The organism is Pseudomonas sp. Hz4, assembly GCF_054898165.1.
Genome location: NZ_CM142719.1, coordinates 3,812,502 through 3,838,294 on the forward strand (window position 1 = coordinate 3,812,502; position 25,793 = coordinate 3,838,294).

A 25,793-nucleotide genomic window follows, 5' to 3' on the forward strand; every position below is an offset into this window, starting at 1 on the left:
ACGGAACCCGGCAGACCCTAAGGTCTCCCGCGCACAGCTGCCATAACGGAGTACACACTTAAAAGCGTGCAAACAAATGTCATGAAGGGCGTCATGCGCCGTTTATTCGTCAGGGTTCCAAGCCTGGTCGCTGAATTGGCAACGACCCGGAAACGATAGAACCTAGACCCAAGGCGCACAAGCCGGCGGATTCTGACGTAACCGTAGGCAACGGCGCAAGGTCTTGTAGCTTTCAGGAAGTAACCTTGAGGGCGCTTAAACAAGCACCCTTCGGCGATGTTGAATAAGCGGAAATGCGTTTAAATTGAGGCAATGTGCCATCCGTTGATTCCCTGCACCCCGAGTGTCACCCTGCGCGCGTTAATCAAGGATCAGGTCCAAGGAATCAAGGAATGAGTGGCTACGTACCCAACCCGCCTAAAAACTATCGTTACGAAGAAGCCAAACCCGTCGATATACACGCCCGACGCTGGGCGGAATACGAAAAACACGGTAAAGAACCCGCATCTGCGCCACAGAAAACCGGCATAGCCTTACGGATCGGCGTGTTTTTTGATGGTACCGGCAACAACGCCAACAATACCGCCGCAGGCATCCTTTGTGGTGCCCATCACCCCATTTCACCCAAAGACATTGACGCCAGTTGCAAGCCGTTCATGGCCGACCCAGACAGTAGCTATGGCAACGATGCCAGCAACGTGAAAAAGCTGAGCGACCTTTACTACGCACCTCAGCAAGCGGAAGGTGAAGGCCCGCAAAAACAGGCTTTTCGCAGCCTTTATATCGAGGGTATAGGCACCCTATCGGGTGAAAAAGACAACTTGATGGGCCAAGGTGCGGGCCGAGGTGATACCGGCGTTGCGGGGCGCGTTCAACTATCGTTTTCACAGATCAAACAGCGTATTCAAGACTTGCTGGTCGCTCACCCCGACAGTGAGATTACATCTCTGACCTTCGACACATTCGGTTTCAGCCGCGGTGCCGCAGCCGCTCGGCATTTTGCCAATGAAATCGTGCGCGGGAACCAAGGTCCTTTAGGCGATGTTCTGCGCGGCAATCCCAAAGCCTTTAGTTCGACTTTCATTGACCAATACAAAAGCGGCATCAACATGGGCTTTATCGGCCTGTTCGATAGCGTGCCATCGATCGCCGGCTGGTCCAATTTAGGGAATATCAAAAGCCCCATCGCGACAGGCATCAAACTCTACCTCGATCGTCGTTTTTTCACTGACGTCATCCAATTGGTAGCGCGTGATGAATGCCGAGCCAACTTTGCACTCAGTCGAATCAAACCCGCTTTCCCGGAAATTACAGTGCCCGGCGTCCACTCGGACATCGGTGGCGGCTACCTCGACGAAGCACAAGAATGTGTGTTGGTCAGTCCAATGCAAGCCTTGGAAGTGCCGGTAAATACCAACGTCGTCACCACCTCGATCTACCGCGACGCCGCGAATGTAAAAAGCCAATGGCTAGCCAAAGGATGGCCGTCTGGTTATTTGGAGATCGTCACACCCACCGCGTTCGAAGTGCCACAAGAGCAGCAAGACCAGCTCAGTCCGGGCATAAAACGTATCTATGCCGCATTGCAGCTAAAGCGTCCGGTGAGCGGTAAGCTTTCACTCGTGTACCTGAGGGTGATGCATCAGTTGGCGAAAGAAAAAGGCGTTCGGTTTAACGATATTCAGGACACTTCTGAATTCGCAGTTCCGCAAGAACTTCAGGCCCTGTGTGGCAGGTTTGTCGCAGGCGACTACAGCACCACACCGCAAGAAGAACAGTTGCTCAAACTGAAGTACATCCACACGTCCGCCAATTGGAACCACCCTTTGGGTAGAAACGATGGTAGCGGTCTAAAGGCTGTTTACATCAATGCCCCCACGCAGGACGCGATTCGCGTGCAACACCCTCATGTACCTGACTGGACGCTTTGGTAATGAAACGACTCATCACGCTACTGGGCATCCTGCTCATCGCCGGCTGTCAGTCTGCCGACCCGCTTTCAGCAAAAAACGACCCCAAGTCGCAATGGTGGGAGCTCGCGTTTACTGAACCCAACTATATGAAGGTGTGGGTAGAGGACAGCTCAGTGCAAGACATCACCGGCAAGGTCTTTTTCAGAACCGGCGGAGGTAGCGCTGCCGGCGGTGAACCTGAAGACGGCAATGAGTCCGCCCGTGGCTGGGTGGCGGTCGGTGGCAGCGGGAAAACAGTCGTTGGCGCCGATTTGCCAATACGTGTATTTGTTCGATGGCAATCCATCGTTGAGCAAAAAACCTGGCGTGCATGGGTGGACATTCCCGAGGAAGCCCGACAACTGATGGCATCATCCACCGCTCAGCGCTGCCCGCAAACATCTGAACAGGAAGCCCGGTTTATGGCGTCGATCTACTTGGGCTTAGCCCCAGGCGGCGTGGTGCAGGTATGGGTCAGAGACTCATGTCACCGCCCCGTTAAAGTGGCACGAACCCAAGCGGAGATCGAGCCATTGGGACCTGATCAAGGCAAGAATGAAGGCCGCTATGCTTACCCGGTGAGTGAAAAATCCAAGCGCTACATCGAACAATTCGGAGTACCTTACGGCAGCTGGTGAGTGTCAAAATTTTCTTGCTCTGAAGAATCGCAGCCAGGTCGCTGTACTTGGGTGCCCCCCGACTCAAGGCGCATTGACCACGACATAAGTCACATCGCTGCCCTGATACTGCGGTTGATACCCGGTTGAACCGCATTGCATGTACGCCGTGTTGTATTGGATGACTTGCACGCAACTGGTGGGCAGTTGCGCAGGCGTGAAGATGGACCCGACTACCGCCGCGGTCACCGCGACCGTTGCGGTGACAGCCGCCGCCGTGGCGATCGAATGGTAGTGATTGTCGCAGCCATAGCGGCCACGCCCGTCGATGTCGACGTCGCGACTGTTGTCGATGTTGACGTTACGGGTGCTGTTGTTGATGTTGGTTCAGTTGCCGACCGTGTTTCCGGCGTTGACCCGATCTCCAGCATTGACCCTGTTGCCAGCGTTAGCCCGATTCCCCGCATTGACCTGGCCGCTCGTAGCGTGGTATTGCCGGTGTTGACGCGCTGCGCCAGTTGGGCAGTGGCGTCGGCGGACGATTGACCGATGCCCTGGCGTGCCCTTGTGCGCGCTGGGGTCGGGCATCCACATCAGTGACCAGGCTCAACGTCAGTACCGAGGTGGTTGCGAGCGATAACAACAGGCTCCACGACATAGTCCTGTTCATGTCATTCCCCTTCCTGATCACTGGCTTTCTTCAAAGGAAACGCCACATCGCCTTTACCCGGTGCGAAGGTGAAGATCGAGTCCTTGATGCCCGGCTTCAGGTTCCAGTGATACACCGCGCTGCATTCCGGAAAACCCGGTTGATCAGTGGTAGCGCCCCGGTATCAAGGCTGATTATTAAGCCTGGACGCGGCGTGACCCGTTCGCCAGAAGGGCAAGAAACTCTATGGGCAAACCCGAGCGGAGCACTCTATGATTGAAGCCCATGACGACCACGCTTCCGATTCGCCCACCCTGCCCGCCCGGCGCCTGCGACTGCGGGCGTGACCCGCTGCTGGAAACACCGGGGGCGGACGTGCGCATTCTGTTTCTGACCCGTTCAGAGGAAAAGCGCCTGATCGAACGCCTGGAAAACCTCCAGAGCCTGAGTGACCTCGAGCGTCTGCAACAGCGGATGTACGAGCAGTTGGGCATCAGCGTGAGCATCGTTCCCGGATTCAACGAAGTACGAACCATGCGCGGTATCGGTATCAATCTCGGCGATCAGCCGGGGCTATGCCGCAAAACCCGTCAGTCGATCCCTGCCGCGATTCGCCGCGGTCTTGAGCGGCGCCCGGAAATTGCCTATGCGCTGCTCAATGCCAACGACTTGTTGCGCGACGCGTGAAATCAGCCCCGCAACGAAACAGGATCAGCGGTCATACGCAGAGTTTGGGCCGCTGCTATGCCACGACTACTTCTTCATCCCGACCCGCCGCCGCATCTCGGCGGTGATCGACTGTCGGGTTTTCTTCAGGTCCGCCCAAGGTTCATCACCGACCTCGGCCAGGCGCTCATGCACGGTGTGCACGTTCCACTGATTCCCACCCTTGAGCTCGCCCACCTCCTCGCGAAAGATCGGCACTGACACCGGCAGCCCTTCGCGGGTGCGCACGGCGTAAGCGCAAATGGTCGTGGCGCCCAGACCGTTGCGCAGGTAATCGATAAAGATCCGCCCTACCCGGTTTTTCGGTCCCGACACGGCGGAAAAACGCTCCGGCAGCAACTTGGCCATGTGGCTGACAATCGCGTGGCTGAAGTCTTTGACCTCGTCCCAACCGAGCTTGCGGGTCAGTGGCACCACCAGGTGAATCCCTTTGCCGCCGCTGGTCTTGAGGAACGCCCTGAGCCCCAACTCATCGAGCACCGACAGGGTCAATTGAGTCGCCTCCACCATGCTTTTCCAGGGCAACGCCGGGTCCGGGTCGAGGTCGAGGACAAAGCGGTCGGGTTTGTCGAGGTTGTCCGAGGTAGCGTTCCAGGTGTGCAGCTCAACGGTGCTCATTTGCACGGCACCGATCAGGGCTTCGGCATTATTGATGATCATCACCGGTTGGCCGGTAAGTTCCTTGTCCAGGGTGGTGATCCCCGGAACGGCCAGGCGCTCGGCGTTTTTCTGGAAAAACAATTCGCCGGCGATGCCGTCCGGGGCGCGAACCAGCGCCACCGGCCGGTCCTTCAGTTCGGGCAAAATCCATTCGGCGACGCTGGCGTAATACTCGGCCAGTTGCACTTTGGTGGTGCCGCTGCTGGCATCGATCACCCGGTCCGGGTGAGTGATGCGCACTTTGCCCGCGCCGAGGCCGATTTGTGATGGCGCGGGTGCGGGGGCGGCTTGGGTGGTTTTCTTTTTGGTCGCGGCAGAGGGTTTTTCTGCGGGGGCTTTTTTAGCGGCTTTGGGCTTCACGGCTTTTGGACGCTCCTCGGTAATGTCTTCGGCAGGTTTGTCGTCACGCAGGCCATGGAACACCGCATGACGGACTGAACCTTCTTTGGTCATTTCGGCAAAAGCGACCTCAGCCAGCAGCGTGGGTTTGAGCCAGTGCACACCCTTGGCGTCAAAACCGGTCGGTGGATTGACCACTGAACTCTTTTTGGTTTGCAACGGTTTCAGTTGCTCGTAGATGCGCTTGAGCGTCGTCTCGTTGAACCCGGTGCCGACCTTGCCTGCGTAACGCAATTCACCGCTGTCGCGGTCATGCAGTCCCAGCAGTAGCGCACCAAAGGCATTGCGCGAACCTTTGGGATCGGTGAAGCCAACGACGACGAACTCCTGCCGATGCTTGCACTTGAGTTTGATCCAGTCGCTGCTGCGCCGTGAAACGTAAGGCGAGCCCAGGCGCTTGCCGATCAACCCTTCCATCTGCATTTGGCAGGCGCTGTTTAGCAGCGCTTCCGGTTCTTCACTAAAGGCATCGGAGAAGCGCAGCAACGGGTCTTTAATGGGGGTGAGCACCGTCGACAGCGCAACCCTGCGCTCCTCGACAGGCACCTCGCGCAGGTCCACACCATTGAGGTAAGGCATGTCGAACAGGTAGTAAACGATGTTGCCGCTGCGGCCCGAGTCGAAGGCGTTTTGCAAGGCCTGAAAGTCCGGCACGCCCTGCTCGTCGGCGACCACCATTTCACCGTCGAGCCAGGCGGATTCGAGCCCCAGCGAAGCCAACGCCTCGGCTTGTCTGGGCAGTTTATGGGTCCAGTCGTGACCGTTACGGGTGAAGAGTTTGACCTCGTCGTGGTCGATGCGGGCCATGATCCGATAGCCATCGAATTTGATCTCATAGCTCCACTCGCCGTCCGGGGCTTTTTCGACCAGCGTCGCCAGTTCCGGTTTGAGCAGGTCCGGCAATTTGGCTTTGCGGGCGCCCGTCAATGGCGCCGACTGTTCCTTGCGCGCCGCGGCGGCGGGTTTTTTGATGGGTTTGGGTTTGGCAGCGGTCTTCGGCTTTTTGGCAACGATGGTCCGATCACTGAGCACGCTGTCGGGCTCGGCGGCGACCACGTCGTAATCGCTTTCGGGTTTGGCCGCGCCGTCCTGATGCTTGATCAGAAACCATTGTTCCTGCTTGCCCGGCATGTGCGTGCGCACCAGGTTCCACAGGCCACCGAGCTTCTCGCCTTGCAACTCGAACTTCAGCTTTCCCTTGGCGTACGCCTTGGCCGGGTCGTCCTGAGGAATCCACACCCCTCGGTCCCAGACAATCACATCGCCGGCGCCGTAATGCCCTTCGGGAATGCTGCCCTCAAAGGTCGCGTAATCAATCGGATGGTCTTCGACGTGGACCGCCAGGCGCTTGACCTTGGGGTCCAGCGACGGGCCTTTGGGCACCGCCCAGCTTTTTAGCGCGCCATCGAGCTCCAAGCGAAAGTCGTAATGCAGGCGCGAGGCGTCGTGCTTCTGGATGCAGAACTGCAAGGCATGGTCTTTCGTGTTTTTTTTGCCCCCGCGTTTGGCGGCGGCCGGTTCAGAGGTCGCCGAGAAGTCGCGCATGCGGTTGTAATCATCCAGGCTCCTGGTCATGGTGCACCGGCTGACGGGGTAACGATTCCCCCAATACCTGGGCCGATGCGCGTGACGATCAGCGCGACGACGGCAATTCGTTCCACCCGTTGATAGCCAGGGGTTAACAGTTCTTCACCGAACACGTCAGGGTCGAGTTCGTGGTAAGTCCAGCCGAACATCGGCGATTCCAGACGCGGCGTCACCGCGTCCAGAAAAGGATCGAGACCGTCAATCATCGCCACGCCGGTGTACAGCACCAGGGAGCCACCGGGGGCCAACCGATACAGGGCCTGCTCGACAATGCGCAACGACAATTGCGCGCCGAGCGCCCCGCCGCCATGCCGGTAAGCACGCTCGGCCGGGTCGGCCATGTAGGGTGGATTGGCGACGATCAGGTCGAAGTTACCGTCGACGTCCTGCAGCACATCGCTGGCCTCTATGCTGACGTTAGTCACCTCGGCGAGCGCGGCGTTGACTGCCGTCATGCGTAACGCCAACGGGTTGATGTCCACGGCCAGCACTTCGGCTTCACGGCGAGCGCGGGCAATCACAATCGCCCCAACGCCCGCACCGCAGCCGATGTCCACGGCGCGCCTGATCGGCGCGAAGCTCTGTTGCAGATGGGCGTGAATCAGCCGGGCAAAACGGTAGGTGTCGGGTCCGAAGAACACCGCATCAGCGGCGTCGGTGGGGTAGCCCGAATGCACGAACAGCAGGTCATCGAGGCTTGACCAGCGCACATGACTTCTCAGTCGACCATTGCCTTCCTCGAGGACGCCAGCCTGTTGCAACTGCCGCTGTTCATCCACCGACAACAGATCGGGTTCAAACGGCCGCGACCAGCCGAATACTTCGCGCAATGTCCGGGCGCTTTGCCCGAAGGCGCGATCATTGACTCGCTGATGGGTCAGCGGCGTTGGCGTGATGAATCGGTAACCGTCAGCCTGCAAGCGGCGCCCCAGTTGCAGTAAGGCCAGATCGGCGGCGCTCATCTGCTCTTCCTGATTCATGAAGGGCTCCCTATCGAATTCCGGATTTGAGTTCGATGAACCGTCGCGTGGCCATCAGGCCAGCCGGGTGAGCGTGTCGATGGGCAGACAGCCATGGGATCAACACCTGCATTTGCTCGTCGGCGGCAAGCCCATCAAGTGTAGTTTGCAAGCTTTGGACATCCGGGTCATTGGCGGGCACTGGCGGTTCGGTCGCGACGCTGGTGCCACGTCGAACCGCTGCCGGCGAACGCTCAGGTCGCCAGTCGCCGGCGATCCAGTCATGCAGCAGCTGTTTTTCGTAGAGGCTGAATACCCCGAACATGGCCGCGCCATTGCCATCGATCAACTGCCAGAAACGGCTGGCTTGCGGGTCTTGGTGACGCTTGATCCAGCCCTTGTTTTCCAAGGCACTGAGGAAGCCTGGCAACTGCTCCGGCGACGACAGCCATTGATTAACGGTCTTGCCTTCAAAACGGCAGTAATCGGAATGCATGTGCTGACCAAACGGGCGCTTGCGCTCAAGCATGTATAGCAACTCGCCGTATAAGTCGAACGACTCGATGATCGCGCGACTGCCCTGCCCCAGATCGTTGAGCCGATAACCCAACGCGACCCTGCGCAGAAAATCTTCGCGGTCACCTTCCACCGGCAGCAATTGCAGCACCGACTGCACGGCTTTTTTCGCGTGGCCGGTGCTGGCATTGTCAATGGTCACGTGCAGCGTAAAGTAATACGGATCGATACCCAGCTCGCTGAGTTCATAGGCGCTGATCAGCAAATGCAGTGGCAGTAGTTCATAGCCGAGGTTGTAGCCGATTACCTCCGGCAAAAAATCGTCGCTGCAATAACCGAGCGCCAATTGCACCGCACCTTGCAGGTAACGCTCATCGTCGATGAAGCCGTTGTCTTGCAAGCCATGCTCGGCGAGCAGTTTGCGGTAGATCACCACATGATTTTGCGCCGGGTTGCCCTCGCCCAACTCTTCCAGATAAGTGCAAATCAACCCTTCGAACCGAGGGTCATGCCATTGCCGCAGCAGACCAAACAGCCACGCACCGTCCACCAGTTTGGTCGGAGCAACGGCTTGCAGGAAAAACAACGCGTGCGCTTTGTTAGTGAAGAACTGCCGAGGCCCGCCGTCCTTGCGCTGTTGCAGGTAGTCGGCGTACTGGCGAGCGACTTCGACGCAGTGCTGTTCGACAAAGGTTTGCAGTGCCGACAAGTCTCGCGGCAAGTCCTCAGGCAGGTCTGCTGCGTGAGCAAGTTGAGCCTCGAGGAAGGTTTTGCCGAGTGCGCGCTGATGTTCGACATCGTCGCTCAGCAATAACTGTTCATAGATAAGCTTCAAGCTGCCGGCGGTCTGAATCGAGCGTTCGTGGGCCGGCAGGGATTCAAGTCGTGTCAGGGCAGTCATAGGTAGTCTCTCGGTCTGAGGCCAGTGGCAGGACGCTGAATCAGCACGTCTCTACATCAGCAGAGCGACACGCCCGGAAAAAAATTCCATCGGCGTTGAAATCCCCCGGACAGACGGGCTTGTGGCAGGTGCTTGGCGGACGTTCGAGTGAATATACTCAGCGGGTGTGGACTCATCCTTCGGAGAGCAATCATGCGCACGGTTCATGTCATCGAGCCCCAGAAAACCCCCGACCCGGTCAATGTCGTGGGTGAGGCCATCACCATTCTCGCGGGCGGGGATCTGAGCAAACCTTTTGAAATGCATATCCAGGAAGGCGTGCAAGGGGGTGGGCCGCCCCCGCATTTTCACCCTTGGGACGAGGCGTTCTACGTCATTGACGGACAGGTGGAAATAACGGTTGCGGGCAAGTCCACCACCGTTTCGCCTGGGGGTTATGTGCATATCCCGGGTGGGTCCATTCATGCTTACAAGAACATCAGCGCCACCGCGAAAATGATTGGGGTGGTGTCTGATCCGCGCGGCGGTCAGTTCTTTGCGGCGGTGGATCGGCTAAAAATTCCAGAGGATCTGCCGCGAATACTGGAGATCGCCGAGAGTTTCGGCGTTACGTTTCTGGTGCCGAAAGCACCTGTCACCCGGTAAAGCCCAGGGCTTCAGCTGATTCAGTCAGGTGTGATTCATGATCGTTCCCACGCTCTGCGTGGGAATGCCTCTCGGGACGCCCGCGTTCCTGCCTCGAAGCTTGAGCCGTGCCTGGCCCGTATTGGTGACACAGAGCGTCACTGGCTGCATTACCACGCGGAGCGTGGGAACGATCATCAATAAAAAGGTCGCCCAGCGCCGATGTTTCATTTAATACCCCGGATTTATCCGGAGTATTTTTTTGCCGCGCAGCTAAGATTTACAGATGGTGAACCTTATCCCCGGATACCCGGTCGATACATGCAACCTGACTTAGTTCGCCGACACCCCCAATTGGAGGGGTGATAACAGGCTTGCTTCACTTTCTGGAGAACGCCCCCGTGATATCGACCCTACACATTGCCAGGCTCAAAGCATGGGGCGCCCATGGTTTTACCGCCACTGGCGTGGTCACTGCCTTCCTCGCCACCCTCGCCTTGCTGGAAAACCAGGCCACAAACTGCTTGCTGTGGCTGGGCGTTGCCCTGATTGTCGATGGGCTGGACGGCGCGTTGGCGCGCAAGGTCAATGTCCAGTCGGTGCTGCCAAGTTTCGATGGCTCGATCCTCGATCTGGTCATCGACTACCTGACGTATGTGTTTATCCCAGCGCTGTTCATCTATCGCTACATACCTTTGCCGGACTACACGCTGCTGCTGACCGTGTCGCTGATTCTGGTCTCGTCGCTGTTTTGCTTCTGCAACGTCAACATGAAGAGCAAAGACAACTACTTCCAGGGCTTCCCCGCCGCCTGGAACGTGGTAGCCCTGTGCCTGTACATCATCGCCCCGTCGCCGTGGATCACTTTTCTCACCGTCATCGGCCTGGCGCTGTTGACCGTGACCCGGATGAAGTTCCTCCACCCGTTCCGGGTGCGCAAGTTCATGCCGATCAACATTGCTGTGACGGCGATCTGGCTGCTGTGCAGTTTGTCGCTGGTGGTCAACCATCCGGTGATCAACCCGATGGTGATGGGGCTTTGGCTGCTGATGTCGGCTTATTTCCTGGGGATCTGCATCTGGCGCACGGCGCTGGAGTGGTTCGATAACTCGCGGGGATAAAGGACTGTAGAGCGTGGCCGATTTCTCCCACAATCTGCAGAAATCGGCCATATCCCGCCGGCTCTGCGGTTATTCAGAGGAAGAAAAGAACAATCTCAGGACTTTCTGCCAGATTTGAGAGGGAACACATCGACCATGCCCATCCATATCGTGCGACTCGGCTCGCCGCGCGCCGCCAATGAAGGCCTGCGTCTGGGAACGGTACGTCGCCCGCCGCGTGGCGTGCCGAAGGCCGAGTTTGCCAGTCGTGATTTTTATGACGTGTGGCAGCCGCTGCTGTCTCCCAGTGCAGAGTTGGTCGCAGAAGCCAAAGCGGCGGAAGACGCTAAGGCGTGGGAAGCCTTCAAACGAAAATTCAAGACCGAAATGAACCACCCAGCGCCCAGCCAATTGCTCGATTTGTTGGCGGCGTTGTCTCATCAAACATCAATGGCCATTGGCTGTTATTGCGAAGATGAAGAGCATTGCCATCGGTCAGTATTGCGGGAGTTATTAACGACGCGCGGTGCGCAGCTGAAATAGAAGCTGTCGCAGGCTACTCCGACGCTGAAGCCTTTTACTTCAAGTTAGGTTATCGAAAAGTCCGCGACGAATTTCACGGAGCCGAGCGTACGATCATCTTGGAGCGACGTCTGACACCCATTGTCCACGCCTCGAACTAATGGCTCATACGTGATTGACCTGGATATCTGAGGTAATACGACCCTGCGTCCTGCAAGCCGGCTGCAGAAACCCGAGCAAGGCCTGCTGGGCGTCTTGCCAGGCCGTCGGGTGTTCCATATCGAGGAAGTGCCCGGTGTTCTTGATGGTATGGAACCGGGACTGAGGGGCGTGATCGGCGAAAAGCCGGGCGTCTTCCACGGAGGTGTACTCATCCCATTCGCCGTTGACAAACAGCAGCGGGATTTCGATGGCATTGGCACAGGCTACGTAGCAATGGGTGTCTTGGCTCAGCACCTCATTGACGTGGAAATGCATCTGCCTGTACTCGTGTTCGGCCAGACTTCTGATATGGCGGTCATTAAAGCGTTTGAACAGCGATGGCAGGTGCTTGCCGATCGTGCTGTTGATCAAGCGACCGACATTGAGACGGTCGCAGGCCTGGAGATGGTTCAGGCCGCTCTCCAGGTAATCGCGCATCGGCGTATTGATCCGCGCTGCGAACGAATTGATCACCGCCTTCTCGATTCGTCGCGGCCGCTGGGCCAGCGCCAACAAGGTAGCCGCGCCGCCCCAGGAAAAGGACAGCACGTGGTGCACACAAAAGTGTTCGATTAATTCCAGCAGTATCGCTGCCTCGTCTTCCTTTCGGATCGGTTGACCGTGGAGATTGTGTTGCCTCGACTGACCGGCGTAGGGCTGGTCATAGAGAACCACATTAAATTTCGGCTGCAGATAACGCACCGTTTGGGCAAAGGATGCAGTTGTTGCCAGCGAGCCGTTGACCAGAATGATGGTCTTGTCAGCGGCGGTGTTGAGATAGTACTCGGTATAAACCTTGTACTTCTTGCAGACCTCGACGATGGCAGTATTCGGCGTCATGTGATTTTTTCCTTGAACCCATTGGACTAAGCGCACAGCGTGAGGGATGCCCACAGGGCCCTATCGCAGAAAGCACAACACGTGGACCTGACAGTAAAGTGCCAGGCCAATACATTAATAACTCAGGGTGGTTTTCCAGCGTCAACGCATAGGCCTCCTCGGGCTTAACCTGGCAACACGAACAAGCAACAACAGCGCGAGGGTGCTCCGATGGCTTTCGTGACCAATAAGTCACTGACTGACCATTGATTCAGAGTTAAGCAGGGATTTCCTCGTCTGCAAGAACGCAGACAAGTTATTGCGTCGCCCCCCAAGCACTGAACGGGCTCAGATCCCGGATCTACAGTTGCAAAAAAACCGCCCGTGGGCGGCTTCTGCCGTGTGCGCTGTTGCAGAGGTGTTGGAGCGCGGACAATGGGTCAGCGCCTGTACCGTTCAAGAGACGGCATTCCTTAGCCGACTAGACGAGGCTTGGCTTCCTTGAGCTTTCGCAGGGATTCATCGACTCGATACTGACCGGGCGTCATGCCGAACCAGCGGATGCAAGCTTTGTGGAAACTGCTGTGGTCGTGGAACCCGAGCAGGTGAGTCACGTGCTTCATATTGAAATGGGAATGGCGCAGGTAGAAGTCGGCCAACTGCCGACGCACATCGTTCAGCACGTCCTTGAACTGGGCGCCATCCTTCTCAAGTGCTCGTTGCAACGTTCGCTTGCTAATGTTCAGCGCGGTGGCTATCGATTCCATATCACACTGCCCTTGCCCCTGACTCAGGCGCTCGGTGATCAGTCCACGAATCCTGCATACAATGGTGAAGCCGTACAATAGGTCCAGCTGGGCTTCGGCATAACTGTCATGGAGTACAGCCAACGCCTCGTTGGCCATGCTCAACGGACGCAGAAGCTCTTGGCCATCGAACAGGATGCTGTCATAGGCCGCCCCGAAACGCAGCTCACAGCCAAACAGCCGCTGATGCTCCGTGATGTCTTCAGGTTCGGGATAGGTGAACTCCACGCTTAACGGTTGCGGCAATTTGCCACCGGCCAGCCAACTACAGAACCCCAACAGCGACGCGAGTCCGGCATCGGTGTACTGCCGTGGTTTGACCAAGTCGCACTGGTGATCCAGCCCGGCCAGTCGATAATTCTGCTCTTCTTGACCCAAAAACAGGCTAAGTCCAGAACTGATCAATGGACTGAAACGCACGAGGCGTTCAAGCGCCCGCTTCAGATTCGAGCTGGACATCATCGTGTACCCCACAATCTGGAAGTTACTCGGATGTACATGCCCGTAGGCTTTCAAACCAATATTCGAATCGCCAGACGCCTGCACCGCCAATTCCCACAGACGGTAAATAACACTACGTTTATAGAAGGCTTGCTGCTGACTCAGAAGCATCATATCCAGTCCGGCTTCCCGGGATAAATTGATCACATCCAAGCCTTCAGCCGAAAGCGTATTCACCAACACACTGGTATAGCCTGTACCCACTCTATACATGACGACCTCAAAGTCCTGTTGAACCCAGCATCCTTTAGTGAGCCATTACGAATTTGCTTTGAAATTCATACTATGGCCATTCATTAAGGCTCGTTATGCGAGCTGTTAATGCCAATCCACGGCAAGTGTAGACCCGAGAGCTTGCTGTCGCCTTCAAAGAGGTTGTCCAGTGAGGCTCAGTGTCAGCAGCCGCGGATGCCAGGAAGACAAAACCGTCTTCGGTCTCGTCGAAATACTTGGCCATTGGCCCAGACCTTGCCTTGGAATCTTTTGCGGTGGGAGTAGAACCGGCTATTACTCGTGAGCTGGCCTTCGGCCTGATCACCCTGTTTCTGTTGATGGGTTAGCGATACACCTACCGGGCAATCATGCTCCGCCACTATGAACACGCCGCGCTTTCGGATCCCGACTTGCAGCGATTAAGCGAATCCTTGCCTGCGCACAATTCAACGGCAAAGGCGTTTGGAGCGTTGGGTATCGCCGCTAGCGCGGCACTCGTTTACTTCGGCTACCTAGGGTCTTGAACCCGACTGTAAATTGCGCCGCCCTTATTTGACGAGTCGCGTTTCCTTGGAAGGCCTGTATCCAAAGTATGAGCTATAGCACTTGCTAAAGTGGCTGGGCGATACAAAGCCACAAGCAACCAACACGTCCACCTGGGACAGCTCTGTGTGCTGGAGCAGCCGACGCGCTTCGGTAATCCGTAACTCCATGTAATACCGTTGCGGCGTTGTGCCCAGCTGCTCCTTGAACAAGCGCTCGAGTTGTCGACGAGAACGGCCTGCGTAAACGGCCAACTGCTCCAATTCCAGAGGCTCTTCGAGGTTGGCATCCATCAGTTTCACCACCTCGCGTAATGGCGCGCTCACACAGATATTTTCAGTCGGTTTTATGCGCCGATAACGAGACTCCTCGAAAGCCAGGATGTCCTCGATACCCTCGACGAGTGCTTTGTCGTGCAACCCTTTGATCCAGTCCAACGCCATGTGGAACGCCCCCGAGGGACTGGAAGCCGTGAGCCGGTCTCGATCAATGACGTAGGGCTCACTGGTGACATGCGTCGCCTTGGAGATTTCCGCGAGTGCGGGGCGATGTTCGGGGTGAATCGCGCAACGATATCCGGCAAGCAAGCCTGCCCTTCCCAGGAACCATGCGCCATTCCACAACCCGGCCAGACTGATACCCTGGTCTGCCGCCGCTCTCAACAGGCTGATGAGGTCATCACTCGCCTTCAGTTCTGTTCGGTAGCCACCACAAATGACCAGCAAATCCAGGTCCAGGATCGCTGAACAATCGAGGCGGGCATCTGGCCGAATGACCAGGCCCAGGTCACTGACGACTTCCCCCTCGGTCAAGCCAAATGTTCGGGAAGAGAACAACAGGGGTCGTAGTAGATTCGCGGTGACGATCGTATCCAGTGCTTGCGTGAATGCGGGCAGCGAGAAATGCTCGAGCAACAGAAATCCTGTCCGAACCCTTTGAGTCGTCTCGTTGGGGTTATCGTTCAAATAGCGAAGATTCTTCCCCTTCATGCCTCCGCTAAATTGGCGTCGCTCGATCAATGTTTGATCCACTCGATTACGTTAACGACCCTGTCGTTGGGTGCGTTGATAACGCGCATGCTAACCGCAAAAGTTTCAAAACCACTAGCGCCATTATGCGATTGATCAGCCAAGCTGAAAGCCGTGACGAAGTGGGTCTTTAGCATCGACAAAAAGGGTGTTGTGGCCAGTAATCCCTGGCCCACTCGAGTGTGATGGACGCAATCGCCTAAACGATGGCGGGATACCCATCGACACTATCGGGCCAACGGGTCAGAACCTCGAAGCCGTCGTCAGTCACAGCGATCATATGCTCCCATTGAGTCGAGAGTGAGTGATCCTTGGTGACCACGGTCCAGCCATCAGCCAGCGTTTTCACATGGCGTTTGCCAGCGTTCAGCATGGGCTCAATGGTAAAGATCATGCCGGTTTTCAGTGTCAGGCCCTGGCCTGGGTAGCCGTAATGAAGGACCTGCGGCTCATCGTGATAAACCTTGCCGATACCGTGACCGCAGTATTCGCGCACGACGCTGAATCCGTCTCTTTCGGCCACGGTCTGAATGGCATGGCCAATGTCGCCCAGCGTAGCGCCGGGGCGGACGACGCGAATACCGGCACACATCGCTTCATAGGTCGTTTTCGCCAGGCGTCGAGCTTCCGGGCCGGGCTCACCCACGAAGTACATGCGGCTGGTGTCGCCGTACCAACCCTCCTTGATAACGGCAATGTCGATATTCACGATATCGCCATCCTTCAGAGCGTTGGCCGAAGGGATGCCATGGCAGACCACCTGGTTGACCGATGTACACACGGTTTTCGGGAAGCCGTGATAGCCGACATTGCCTGGAATGGCTTTTTGCACGTTGACGATGTAGTCGTGACAGAGTTGATCAAGTTCGTCGGTGGTGACCCCCGCTTTGACGTGGGGAGCAATCATGGCCAGGACCTCGGCGGCCAGCGTGCCTGCAGCGCGAGACATGGCTATCTCTGCCGGGCTGTTGATAGCGACATTCGCCTTCATTGCTTGGCTCCTGGGGTTGCATGAACCTGGGAGCTTTGCGAAAAATCGGCGAGTGCGCAGAGCTGTTTTAAATCGAGGCCACCCGCCAGTTCGGCACGAATCAGCAAACGGCAGAGGTCGCGGTGATCCAGGTCGGGATGTAACTCCGCAAGCATCCCTATGCGCATCCAGTGCTCAGCCTGGGCGTTGATCGAGCGGCTCAGCGCATCGCTGGCGACGCGCAGATTCTCGTGCATGCCTTCTGAAATTTTTACGATACCCACTGACTCATCCAATATGAAATGCATACGAAACATATATTAATTGATGAGTGTGTGGGATTGCAATTTTACGGACAGAACCCGCTGAGGCAGCCAGGCACCTGAAGTGCAACGTTCAGCGAGTGCGGTTGCAGCAAACGACGCGCGACATGCACAGCCAGGCAGTCCGTCGGCACGACGTCCCAGCCTACTCCGGGCATCAACATGACGCTCGCCCTCTGCGGCCTGAGCACCCAGTTCTTCGGCGAGGCGATAAATGTTGATCTCGGCCGTCCAGATAGTTGACCCCGGCTTTGATGCAGGCGCGCATCAGCGCTGGCGCCGTTTGGTCACTGGGAACGCCGACAAAAAATCTCGAACTCCAGCCACAGCGCTGAATCCAATGTTCAGGTCAATGGAGGTAAGCGATATGAACAACGATGACAATGTTAACGACGTCGAAAGAGATCATGAGGACAGGGACCCTGACGCCAAAGGTGTGGATGAAACCATAACGCCCTCTTCAACCCCAACCGAGGAGCAGGACGCTGAGGCGCTCCGTCGAAAAATAGCTGAGATAGAACGCAAGGTGGCGGACGGCAACTAGCAAGATGCTTGCCGTTGGCAGGCGTCAAAAAGCGGCCATTGACCTGGGTCGGGTTGGCCGCTTTTTTAGCAATGATGGGGACGCGTTGCCGTTGCAATTGCCTGTGCCTGTGCCTTGAAGTCAACTCATCCAGTTTCCACCGTCGACATTGTAGGTCTGAGCCACCACATATTCGCTCTCGGACGAAGCGAGAAATATCGCCATTCCCGTCAGGTCATCAGCAGTCCCCATCCGCCCAAAAGGCACCTCTTGACCCACGAGCCTTTTCTTTTCACCCAATGGCCGATTCTCATAGTGAGCGAACATTGCATCGACGCCATCCCAGTGCTCGCCGTCTACCACCCCTGGCGCGATGGCATTCACATTGATCCCATGCTTGATCAGATCCAGACCTGCTGATTGTGTAAGGCTGATCACGGCCGCTTTAGTCGCGCAATACACCCCCACGAGCGCCTCCCCTCTCCTGCCAGCCTGGCTGGCCATGTTGATGATCTTGCCGCCATGCCCCTGCCGGATCATCTGACGAGCCGCCGCCTGAAGGGTGAACAGTGTTCCTGCGACATTGATCGAAAACAATCGCTCGAAGCTGTCGCGGGTGATGTCGACAATGGGAGCCAGATCAAACAACGCAGCGTTGTTGATCAAGATATCCAACTTGCCTGTCTGTGTGATGACGGCAGCCATCGCGTCCTCGATTGACACTTGGTCAGTAACGTCCATCTCGACAGCGTAGGCGTTTGGCCCGAGCTCTTCAGCCGTGGCCCGGGCGCGTTCAAGGTTGATGTCAGCGATGGCTACCCTTGCGCCCTCATTCACATAGGCCTGAGCAAAAGCACGGCCAATGCCTCGGGCGGATCCGGTGACAAGCGCGCTTTTACCTTCTAGTCGTTTCATTGATTGTTCATCCGTTTTCTTGAATGTCGGGTACGCCCAACCGAGGGCAGTGGAGAGGCTTGAAGATCAGGCGGCGAGTCGCACCAACGGGGTTGAATGGGCGACCGTCATCGCGAGCAAGCCCGCTCCCACATTGATTGCGTTAAACCTGTGGGAGCGTGGCTTGCCCGCGATGGAGGCAACTCGGTGTCCAGACAATCCAAGGCAGTTGCTCCCATCACACGGTGACTATTTGGGGTAGCCGGCGCGCTTCATCTCACGTTCGGTGGAGGTCTGTGCGGCAGCGAGTGCCTGATCGACCGACATCTGTCCAGTAAGCGCCGCCGAAAACAGCTTTCCAACGGAAGTACCGATCGCCTGGAACTCGGGAATGGTGACGTACTGGATGCCCACGTAAGGAACAGGCTTGATCGATGGGTGCGCAGGATCGGCGTGCTGCATCATCTGCAAGGTCACTTGGGCGAAAGGCGCGGCCTTCAAATAAGCCTCGTTGTAGGTGGACTGTCGAGTGCCTGGCGGCACGTGGGTGATGCCGTCCATTTCAGCGACAAGCTGGATGTATTCTTTCGAAGTCGCCCAGGTGATAAAGGCCTTTGCGGTGTCTTTGTGCTTGGAGGTTGCCGGTATCGCCAGCGACCACGCATACAGCCATGATGCACCTTTATCGGTCACCTCAGTCGGTGCAGGCGCAAAGCCCACACTGTCGACGACCTTGCTCTGCTCTTTGTCGGTGGTGAACGACCCCGCGACACTGGCATCCACCCAAATGGCGCATTTACCGCTGTTGAACAGGGCGAGGGTTTCATTGAAACCATTGCTCGACACGCCTGGCGGCCCGAACTTCTTGAGCGTATCAACGTAGAAGTGCGCCGCTGCGCTCCACTCTGGGCTGGAAAGTTCCGGCTGCCACTTTTCATCGAACCAACGGGCACCAAAGGCGTTGGCCATGGTGCTCATCAGCGCGATGTTCTCACCCCAACCGGCCTTGCCACGCAGGCACATGCCGTACTGCCCTTTATCAGGCTGGTGGAGCCTGGACGCAAATTCGCCCAGCTGCGTCCAGGTTGGATGCTCCGGCATGCTCAGGCCCGCTTGCTTGAACAGATCGGTGCGGTAATAGGTGATCGTGCTTTCGCCATAGAAAGGCAACGCGTAGAGCGTGTTGTTAACCGACAAGCCCTGGCGTACCGAAGGGAAGATGTCTTCCAGGTCGTACTCCGGGGGCAACCCCGTGATGGGCTCGAGCCAATGCTTGGCGCCCCAAAGCGGCGTTTCATAGGTGCCGATCGTCAGCACATCGAATTGGCCGCCTTGTGTGGCGATATCGGTAGTCAGGCGCTGACGCAGGACGTTTTCTTCCAGCACCACCCAATTGAGCTTCACATCAGGGTGCTGCTGTTCAAAAATTTTGGAGAGCCGCTGCATCCGGATCATGTCGCCATTGTTGACGGTGGCAATGGTCACTGTCTCGGCGGCTTGACTGACAAGGGCGAAGGATAGGCCAGCGGAAAGGAAAAGCGCTTTCGGGATTTTCATCGTAGTGCTCTCCGCTCCGCGCCTTGGACGACGGGAGCTATTATTTTTGTTGTTAACCACCGCTGATTAAATACGTCTGACCCGCAAGGGTGGACGACTCGATTACAGCAGCTTGAAAAGGCCCGGACAAACGCATAGTGGATGCTCATTTGATACTTTTTTAACCGAAGCTCGGCATGTAGGCCCGAGATCAAAAAAGTATCAGTTGCAGGCAAAACGTGCGCTAGCAGGTGCTGGCGAAGAAGGCGTATGTTGGTCGCATTCGAAGAACAAATAACTCACATAGGGGCATGACATGCCTGATACCCGAGCAGCCCTGTTCGAGCAGCGACCCGCCGAGCTGGAGGTTATTCTTCCTGAGCCCGATCATTGCTTTCGCTGGTACGAACACGATTACCCCTACTCCCTGGCTCGCTGGAATCATCACCCAGAATTCGAAATCCATCTGATCCGCCAAGGTAGCGGCAAGCTCGTCGCGGGCGATTACATCGGTGCGTTCGGTGCCGGTCACGTAGCGCTCATCGGCCCCGACCTTCCCCATGACTGGCTTGGCGATCTCGCTCCCGGTGAATACCTGGCGGGGCGCGATGTGGTGCTGCAGTTCGATGGCGCAGCCATCTTGGTCTTACGCGCAACGATGCCTGAGCTGGGCGAGCTTCAACACCTTTTCGAACAAGCGCGTCGCGGCCTGGAGTTCACTGGGGCAACGGCTCTACAGGCAGCGCGACTGTTGGAGGACATAGGCCCCGCGCAAGGTCTCGAGCGTTTGATTCTGTTCCTGCAATTGATCAACGCGCTGATGAAAGCACCCGCGCATGACGTTCACTTGCTCGCCAGCGCTTGCTACGCGCCGACCCTGGATGCCCGCAGTTCCGAGCGAATCAACAAGGCCTTTGACTATCTGCTGACTGAGCTCACCGGCGACATTCGCCTGTCGGTTATCGCCCAGCGCCTGGAGATGAGCGAGCCAGGTTTTTCGCGTTTCTTCAAAAGGATTACCGGCCACGGCTTCATCGATCTCATGCGCAAACTCAGGGTTCAGCGCGCCTGCAGGCTGTTGTTGCAAACAGAGATGTCGGTGGCTGACATCTGCTTTGAGGTTGGCTATGAAAACATTTCTAACTTCAACAGGCACTTTCGCATCGAAATGCAACAGACACCGAGCGAGTATCGTCGCGAAACGGCGATGACGTTGTTCAATCGCAACGGTGCTCACCCATCCCTGCCTTTCACCAAAGCCCATTGATCGCAGGTTCTGACACCAAGACGCGCCGCTCCTCTCCTTCGCCACTCTATTTTCATTGACGTTGGAGGCGGCCAGGCCGGTTCCGGTGCTACGCTTTCATTTCCTCGAATAGAGAACGAAGCGATGTCCACCGAACCCTCAATCCCCAGACGTTCACGACTGCAGCCATGAAGCGGATCCTGATCGGTGGTATCGCCGTAGCGATTATCGGCACGATGACGTATGGATTTTTCCAATGGAAAGTCGCCGAAAACCACAAACATGACGTTCTGTGTGGAGAGGCCAGGCAGGCTCTGAAAGGCGTGGAAATCCGGGCGCGGGCGTTGGCGGCCGGTCTGTCCGTAGACGCCTATGGCAAGGCTGAAGAAGACGAAGTGGCGGCACTCATTGGTGCTCTCGACGCCGCCACCAACGACGCTGAGGTTGACTCGGTCATCGAAGCGCACGCTGCTGCCATAGAAGCGGTGGACGCTGCAATCGACGCTGAGGTTGATACACGAGGCGATCAGACATTCCTCGAGCAACGACTCGTGAAGCAGCGGATACCTGTCGATGTCAAGCAAGAACTGCAACGCGCCGCGAAGGCCGTTAACGTCACGTGTAGTTAGCGTTCAACGCTAGACAAGGCGCTCGCGCGCGTGGATCTGCCGCGCCCTGCTCCGCGTTCGACGTGGCGCAGCGCCCTACCCTGCCGCCCCCAGGTAATAGTTCTGGATATCCTCGCGCGCTGCCAACTCGGCCGCCGAACCTTCATCATCGGCATGGCATTCATCTTGGTTTTGCTACCTGAATCATTGAATAGTTGGACGAAGCTGATGGAGCGAATTCTAAGAACTGACGCAGGAGACCTGCAGACCCCGATCCCTGACCTCTATCCAAAGTCGCAATTTCGTAACTTCTCGACGGTAACGAAACGTTTTTTTTCGTTGACACCCCACATGATATCAATGAGCCTTCAGTGCGCATTGCAGCAACAGACTCTGCCCCTTCGATCGCTCACCTTAATAAGGTGATTAAGGAATACCGGACTATGGAAAGTTGGAAAATCAGAACTCATCTGCTTCTACTCACCAGTGCGTTACTGCTCGGATTGTTGTGTGTCGGCGGGCTTGGACTCTTGGGCATGCAATCCGCGGTACGCAGCCTGGAGACCGTCTATCTCGATCGAGTCGTCCCCCTGCGGGATCTGAAAAAAATCGCCGACCTGTACGCTGTGAACATCGTCGACGCCACTCACAAGGCGCGCAATAGCAACTTTACCAAGGCGGAGTCACTGAGCCGGATCGAGCAGGCCCAGAGGGAAATCGACCAGACGTGGCAAGCCTATAAATCGACGCAACTGATTCCGGCAGAAACGCGTCTGATCGCGCAAATCAACCCGCTGATGGAAGCCTCCCGGGGGCCATTGCAAAATTTGCAGGGCATGCTGCGCCAGAACGACGACGCCGGCATCGCACGCTTTGCGACCGATCAGTTGTATCCGCTGATTGATCCTTTATCAGACAAATTTTCCGAGCTGATCGAGGTACAACTGATGGAGGCCAAAAACCAGTTCGACCACAACCAGATCGCCTACAACTCCAACTTGCAGATCAGCCTGCTGATTCTGGTGTTGGCGTTGATTGCGGGCGCAGCCTATACCTTCTTTTTCTCCAGGCTGTTGAGTCGCCAGCTCGGCGCTGAACCCGCGGAACTTGCCGCCATCAGTTCAAACATCGCCCAGGGGAAACTGGCCCGTACGCAGCATGATCAGCAGCAGCCGTCGACGGGTGTTCTGCACTCCGTCCAGGCGATGCGCCACAGTCTGAGCGATATGATTGGCAAGATCAGCCAGGCCTCCGAGCAGATCGAGGGTGCCACGCTGCAATTATCTGCGTCCTCCGAGCAGGGCTTGAGCAGCGCCGCACTGCAAAGCGAGACAGCCTCCTCCATGGCGGCCACGGTAGAAGAGCTTTCCGTGAGCATCACTCACATTGCCGACAATGCTCGACAGGCTCAGAGCACCGCGCAGAAAGCGGGCGAAATCACCGGCGAAGGCATGGCGGTGATGCAAGCCTCCATCCAGGAAATGGGCCAGATTGCCGATCTGGTTGCACAAAGCTCATCAGATATCGATCAACTGGCGATTCAGTCGAACGACATCAGTCTGATTGTCGGTGTGATTCGGGGCATCGCCGAACAGACCAATCTCCTTGCGCTCAATGCCGCCATCGAAGCGGCGCGCGCAGGCGAGCAAGGTCGCGGCTTCGCCGTGGTCGCCGATGAAGTGCGCACCCTGGCCGCCCGCACAGCCCAATCCACCACGGAAATCGTTGCCTTGGTCAATGCCATACAAAACGGCATGGCCAAAGCCAAAGACAGCATGGCCGCTGGCTGTGAGCGCGTGACCCATGGCCAGAAACTGGTCGAAAGCGCGGGCCTTTCCATGGGCAGGATCAAGGGTGCACTGGACGAATCCCTTGCGGCCGTCAGTTTCATTTCGTTGTCGCTGCAGGAACAGCGCGCCGCCAGCGAACAGGTCGCCTGCAACGTCGAAAGAGTGGCGCAAAGTGTGGAAGAAAACGCCACAGCCCAAAGCGGGATCGTGCGAACAACCCAGGAACTCAAGGCGATGTCCGACGGGTTGGGCGTTATTCTGCAGCGGTTCAGTTTGTAAATGACCCTGGGAAACAAAAAAACAGAGGACAACCTCAAGGCGTAATTGCAACCTTCATCACCCCGTCCCGCTGATGCGCAAACAACTCATAGGCGGCTTCGATGTCCTCGAGTTTGAAGCGATGCGTCACCAGCGGCGACAGATCGACGCCACCGCTTTGCACCACCGCCATCAACCGTCGCATGCGTTCTTTACCGCCGGGGCACAGGGTGCTGACGATGCTGAAATCCCCGAGCCCCGCGGCAAAGGCTTCGAGGGGAATGCGCAGATCACTGGAATAAACCCCCAGGCTGGACAAACGACCACCGGGGCGCAATACCCGCAGCGCGGACTCGAAAGTGCCTTGGGTGCCCAGCGCTTCGATGGCCACGTCGACGCCTCGACCGTCGGTCAGGGCCATGATCTGCGCGACCACGTCGCCGTCCTTGAAATTGACCACGTGGGTCGCTCCCAACTGCCGCGCGACGCTCATCCGTTCAGCGACGGTATCGATGCCGATAATGGTGGTGGCGCCCTTGAGGCGCGCGCCGGCCACGGCACACAGGCCGATCGGCCCGAGGGCGAACACCGCGACGGTATCGCCAATCTTGACCTCGCCCCGCTCCGCCCCGGAAAACCCCGTGGACATGATGTCCGGGCACATCAGCACCTGTTCGTCGCTGAGGCCATCGGGGATCGGGCACAGGTTGGCCAACGCATCCGGCACCAGCACGTACTCGGCCTGGCAGCCATCGATAGTGTTGCCGAACTTCCAGCCACCGGCAGCGCGAAAGCCATGGCGGGTGTCCGGGCCATCCTGTGAGCTGCAACCGCACAGGCAGGCGTAACTTTGCCCGCTGGGGGTGATGGCCCCGGCAATCACCCGTTGTCCTTCGACAAAACCACGCACCTGCGAGCCCAGCCGTTCGATGATGCCCACCGGTTCGTGACCGATGGTCAGCCCTTTGGCCACCGGGTATTCACCCCGCAGGATGTGCACGTCGGTGCCGCAGATCGTCGTGGTGGTAATGCGGACCAGCGCATCCAGCGGCCCGACCTCGGGGATCGGCTTGTCATCCAGCACGATGCGGTTTTTCTCAACGAATATCGCGGCTTTCATGGTTGCCATGGGGGCTCTCCTGAGCGTTATCGTGCGCTTGAGTTCAGCACGAACCTCAGCCTGCGCCCGGTTTACGGACGAGAGGTTGATCATGGTCAATACTTAGAGACTGGATGTACGTCGCACGGGCCGCACGTCGGGCGGCTAATCCCACGGGAGGTTCGTCATGTCTGGTCAATCCCGCTTCATGCTGGTTGCATCACCGCTGATGGAACACAGCCCCGCTTTCGACAGGGCCGCTGCGCTGGCCAAGGCCGAAGACGCGGCGCTGCACATCGTCGCCTTCGATTACCTTGAAGGTCTGGCAACCGCCAGTCTGGTCAACGAAAAGGCCCTGGAACAAATGCGCCTGGGCTACGTCGATCGCCATCGCCAATGGCTTGAAGAACAGGCCCGCCCCTTGCGCAAAATCGGTGTGCACGTCACCACCGAAGTGGCCTGGGTCGAACGCCCATTGGAGGAGATCCTGATTCACCTCAAAGAGCAGCCGATGGACGTGCTGATCAAGGCGCTGGAGCACAAATCGCTGCTGTCGCGGCTGATGCTTACCCCGCTCGATGTGCATTTGCTGCGCGAATGCCCGGTGCCGCTGCATTTCGTGAGCCACGCCGTGCACGCCTTGCCGCGAAAGATCGTCGCGGCGGTCGACCCCTTTCATCGCGATGACCAGTACAAAACCTTCAACGACCGAATTCTTCACGAAGCGGTGAAATTGGCGAGCGCCTGTAATGCCGAGCTCGATGTGGTCTACGCCTATGACCTTTCATCCATCAGCGCCGACGAGTTCGGCTTCGACAACGGTTCGGCGTTCTTCTCGTCGAGCAAGGCCAAGACCGTGTTCGATTACCAGGAAGATGCCTTCAACGAACTGGCCGAGCGCAACGGCATCGGGCCGGAGCAGCGGCACATGATCATGGGCAACCCGGCCAAGGTCCTCACCCGCTATGCCGATGCCTTTGATGTTGACGTGATTGTCATGGGCCGGATCGGCCATCGCGGCATGGGCCGACTGATCGGCAGCACGGTGGAGCATCTGCTGTACAAAATGCCGTGCAGTGTTTGGGTGGTGTACACCGAGCGGCTGGATGAGTGATCAACCTGTTCAAGCACATAACCACTGTGGGAGCGACGGTGCGGCGATCCGACCTGGTCGCGAAGGCGGTCTATTCAGTCGACATTGTTGCTGACTGACAGGCCGCCTT

The 25,793-nt window shown here is 57.3% G+C and carries 24 protein-coding genes and 2 pseudogenes; 14 read left to right on the plus strand and 12 right to left on the minus strand.

Annotation, left to right across the window (positions count from 1 at the left end):
• Window positions 1-392: 392 nt before the first annotated feature.
• The 5 genes from ACYZTR_RS17340 (at window position 393) to ACYZTR_RS17360 (ending at window position 3,905) form a co-directional block, all read left to right on the plus strand.
• Window positions 393-1,934: a DUF2235 domain-containing protein gene (locus tag ACYZTR_RS17340; RefSeq protein WP_461972800.1), complete on the plus strand. Its 1,542-nt coding sequence runs from the start codon at window positions 393-395 to the stop codon at window positions 1,932-1,934.
• Window positions 1,934-2,590 carry a DUF2931 family protein gene (locus tag ACYZTR_RS17345; protein WP_461972801.1) on the plus strand — a complete coding sequence of 219 codons (657 nt, stop codon included), beginning with the start codon at window positions 1,934-1,936 and terminating at the stop codon, window positions 2,588-2,590. Before ACYZTR_RS17340 ends, ACYZTR_RS17345 begins: the two co-directional genes overlap by 1 nt.
• A 139-nt stretch (window positions 2,591-2,729) precedes the next feature.
• Complete coding sequence (locus tag ACYZTR_RS17350) at window positions 2,730-2,864, plus strand: hypothetical protein (RefSeq protein ID WP_461972803.1); 135 nt, start codon at window positions 2,730-2,732, stop codon at window positions 2,862-2,864.
• On the plus strand, window positions 2,858-3,115 hold the full coding sequence (locus ACYZTR_RS17355) for a hypothetical protein (RefSeq protein WP_461972804.1): 258 nt from the start codon (window positions 2,858-2,860) through the stop codon (window positions 3,113-3,115). The genes ACYZTR_RS17350 and ACYZTR_RS17355 overlap by 7 nt, the downstream gene beginning before the upstream one ends.
• A gap of 388 nt (window positions 3,116-3,503) precedes the next feature.
• Window positions 3,504-3,905, plus strand: a complete 402-nt coding sequence (locus ACYZTR_RS17360; protein ID WP_461972806.1) for a hypothetical protein — start codon at window positions 3,504-3,506, stop codon at window positions 3,903-3,905.
• Between the two features lie 66 nt (window positions 3,906-3,971).
• Here ACYZTR_RS17360 and ligD read toward each other — a convergent pair whose 3' ends face one another.
• The 3 genes from ligD to ACYZTR_RS17375 are packed head-to-tail and all read right to left on the minus strand — an operon-like array spanning window position 3,972 to window position 8,966.
• Window positions 3,972-6,578 carry a DNA ligase D gene (gene ligD / locus ACYZTR_RS17365; protein WP_461972808.1) on the minus strand — a complete coding sequence of 869 codons (2,607 nt, stop codon included), beginning with the start codon at window positions 6,576-6,578 and terminating at the stop codon, window positions 3,972-3,974.
• On the minus strand, window positions 6,575-7,570 hold the full coding sequence (locus tag ACYZTR_RS17370; protein ID WP_461972810.1) for a methyltransferase: 996 nt from the start codon (window positions 7,568-7,570) through the stop codon (window positions 6,575-6,577). Before ACYZTR_RS17370 ends, ligD begins: the two co-directional genes overlap by 4 nt.
• A gap of 10 nt (window positions 7,571-7,580) precedes the next feature.
• Window positions 7,581-8,966 (minus strand): iron-containing redox enzyme family protein, encoded by a 1,386-nt coding sequence (locus ACYZTR_RS17375; protein ID WP_461972812.1) that lies wholly within the window; start codon window positions 8,964-8,966, stop codon window positions 7,581-7,583.
• Between the two features lie 192 nt (window positions 8,967-9,158).
• Between ACYZTR_RS17375 and ACYZTR_RS17380 the strand changes: the two genes are divergently transcribed.
• The 3 genes from ACYZTR_RS17380 to ACYZTR_RS17390 all read left to right on the plus strand — a co-directional run bounded on the left by ACYZTR_RS17380 (window position 9,159) and on the right by ACYZTR_RS17390 (window position 11,233).
• Window positions 9,159-9,611: a cupin domain-containing protein gene (locus tag ACYZTR_RS17380; RefSeq protein ID WP_461972814.1), complete on the plus strand. Its 453-nt coding sequence runs from the start codon at window positions 9,159-9,161 to the stop codon at window positions 9,609-9,611.
• A 380-nt stretch (window positions 9,612-9,991) separates the two neighbouring features.
• Window positions 9,992-10,711, plus strand: a complete 720-nt coding sequence (gene pcsA / locus ACYZTR_RS17385) for a phosphatidylcholine synthase (RefSeq protein WP_461972816.1) — start codon at window positions 9,992-9,994, stop codon at window positions 10,709-10,711.
• Window positions 10,712-10,846: 135 nt separating this feature from the next.
• Window positions 10,847-11,233 (plus strand): DUF488 domain-containing protein, encoded by a 387-nt coding sequence (locus tag ACYZTR_RS17390; RefSeq protein ID WP_461972818.1) that lies wholly within the window; start codon window positions 10,847-10,849, stop codon window positions 11,231-11,233.
• 144 nt (window positions 11,234-11,377) lie between these two features.
• Here the strand turns inward: ACYZTR_RS17390 and ACYZTR_RS17395 are convergent, their stop codons facing one another.
• The 6 genes and pseudogenes from ACYZTR_RS17395 to ACYZTR_RS17420 all read right to left on the minus strand — a co-directional run.
• On the minus strand, window positions 11,378-12,253 hold the full coding sequence (locus ACYZTR_RS17395; RefSeq protein WP_461972820.1) for an alpha/beta fold hydrolase: 876 nt from the start codon (window positions 12,251-12,253) through the stop codon (window positions 11,378-11,380).
• Window positions 12,254-12,705: 452 nt separating this feature from the next.
• Window positions 12,706-13,752, minus strand: a complete 1,047-nt coding sequence (locus ACYZTR_RS17400) for an AraC family transcriptional regulator (RefSeq protein ID WP_461972822.1) — start codon at window positions 13,750-13,752, stop codon at window positions 12,706-12,708.
• Between the two features lie 548 nt (window positions 13,753-14,300).
• Complete coding sequence (locus ACYZTR_RS17405) at window positions 14,301-15,314, minus strand: GlxA family transcriptional regulator (RefSeq protein WP_461972824.1); 1,014 nt, start codon at window positions 15,312-15,314, stop codon at window positions 14,301-14,303.
• 208 nt (window positions 15,315-15,522) lie between these two features.
• Window positions 15,523-16,314, minus strand: coding sequence for a type I methionyl aminopeptidase (gene map, locus ACYZTR_RS17410; RefSeq protein ID WP_461972826.1), 792 nt, complete (start codon window positions 16,312-16,314; stop codon window positions 15,523-15,525).
• Complete coding sequence (locus ACYZTR_RS17415; protein WP_461979780.1) at window positions 16,311-16,577, minus strand: ParD-like family protein; 267 nt, start codon at window positions 16,575-16,577, stop codon at window positions 16,311-16,313. The genes map and ACYZTR_RS17415 overlap by 4 nt, the downstream gene beginning before the upstream one ends.
• 80 nt (window positions 16,578-16,657) lie before the next feature.
• Window positions 16,658-16,911 (minus strand): annotated as a pseudogene (locus tag ACYZTR_RS17420) (hypothetical protein); the annotation flags it as partial.
• 72 nt (window positions 16,912-16,983) lie between these two features.
• Here ACYZTR_RS17420 and ACYZTR_RS17425 point away from each other — a divergent pair.
• Window positions 16,984-17,160, plus strand: a complete 177-nt coding sequence (locus tag ACYZTR_RS17425; RefSeq protein ID WP_461972828.1) for a hypothetical protein — start codon at window positions 16,984-16,986, stop codon at window positions 17,158-17,160.
• A 120-nt stretch (window positions 17,161-17,280) separates the two neighbouring features.
• On the opposite strand, the gene ACYZTR_RS17430 is transcribed toward ACYZTR_RS17425, so the two are convergent.
• Window positions 17,281-18,054 (minus strand): L-iditol 2-dehydrogenase, encoded by a 774-nt coding sequence (locus tag ACYZTR_RS17430; protein WP_461972829.1) that lies wholly within the window; start codon window positions 18,052-18,054, stop codon window positions 17,281-17,283.
• A gap of 228 nt (window positions 18,055-18,282) precedes the next feature.
• A complete protein-coding gene (locus ACYZTR_RS17435) occupies window positions 18,283-19,590 on the minus strand; it encodes an ABC transporter substrate-binding protein (protein WP_461972830.1) in 1,308 nt (435 codons plus the stop codon).
• A 295-nt stretch (window positions 19,591-19,885) separates the two neighbouring features.
• Here ACYZTR_RS17435 and ACYZTR_RS17440 point away from each other — a divergent pair, with 295 nt between their 5' ends.
• From ACYZTR_RS17440 to ACYZTR_RS17455, 4 genes and pseudogenes are all read left to right on the plus strand, one after another.
• A complete protein-coding gene (locus ACYZTR_RS17440) occupies window positions 19,886-20,836 on the plus strand; it encodes a cupin domain-containing protein (protein WP_461972832.1) in 951 nt (316 codons plus the stop codon).
• A gap of 167 nt (window positions 20,837-21,003) precedes the next feature.
• Window positions 21,004-21,444 carry a hypothetical protein gene (locus ACYZTR_RS17445; RefSeq protein ID WP_461972834.1) on the plus strand — a complete coding sequence of 147 codons (441 nt, stop codon included), beginning with the start codon at window positions 21,004-21,006 and terminating at the stop codon, window positions 21,442-21,444.
• A gap of 422 nt (window positions 21,445-21,866) precedes the next feature.
• A pseudogene (locus tag ACYZTR_RS17450) lies at window positions 21,867-22,391 on the plus strand (Tar ligand binding domain-containing protein); the annotation flags it as partial.
• Window positions 22,392-22,883: 492 nt separating this feature from the next.
• Window positions 22,884-23,492, plus strand: coding sequence for a methyl-accepting chemotaxis protein (locus ACYZTR_RS17455; protein ID WP_461979782.1), 609 nt, complete (start codon window positions 22,884-22,886; stop codon window positions 23,490-23,492).
• Between the two features lie 34 nt (window positions 23,493-23,526).
• Here ACYZTR_RS17455 and ACYZTR_RS17460 read toward each other — a convergent pair whose 3' ends face one another.
• Entirely contained in the window at window positions 23,527-24,600 is a 1,074-nt protein-coding gene (locus tag ACYZTR_RS17460) for an NAD(P)-dependent alcohol dehydrogenase (protein WP_461972836.1), read from the minus strand.
• Window positions 24,601-24,757: 157 nt separating this feature from the next.
• Between ACYZTR_RS17460 and ACYZTR_RS17465 the strand changes: the two genes are divergently transcribed.
• On the plus strand, window positions 24,758-25,684 hold the full coding sequence (locus ACYZTR_RS17465) for a universal stress protein (RefSeq protein ID WP_461972838.1): 927 nt from the start codon (window positions 24,758-24,760) through the stop codon (window positions 25,682-25,684).
• The last annotated feature ends 109 nt before the right edge of the window (window positions 25,685-25,793 follow it).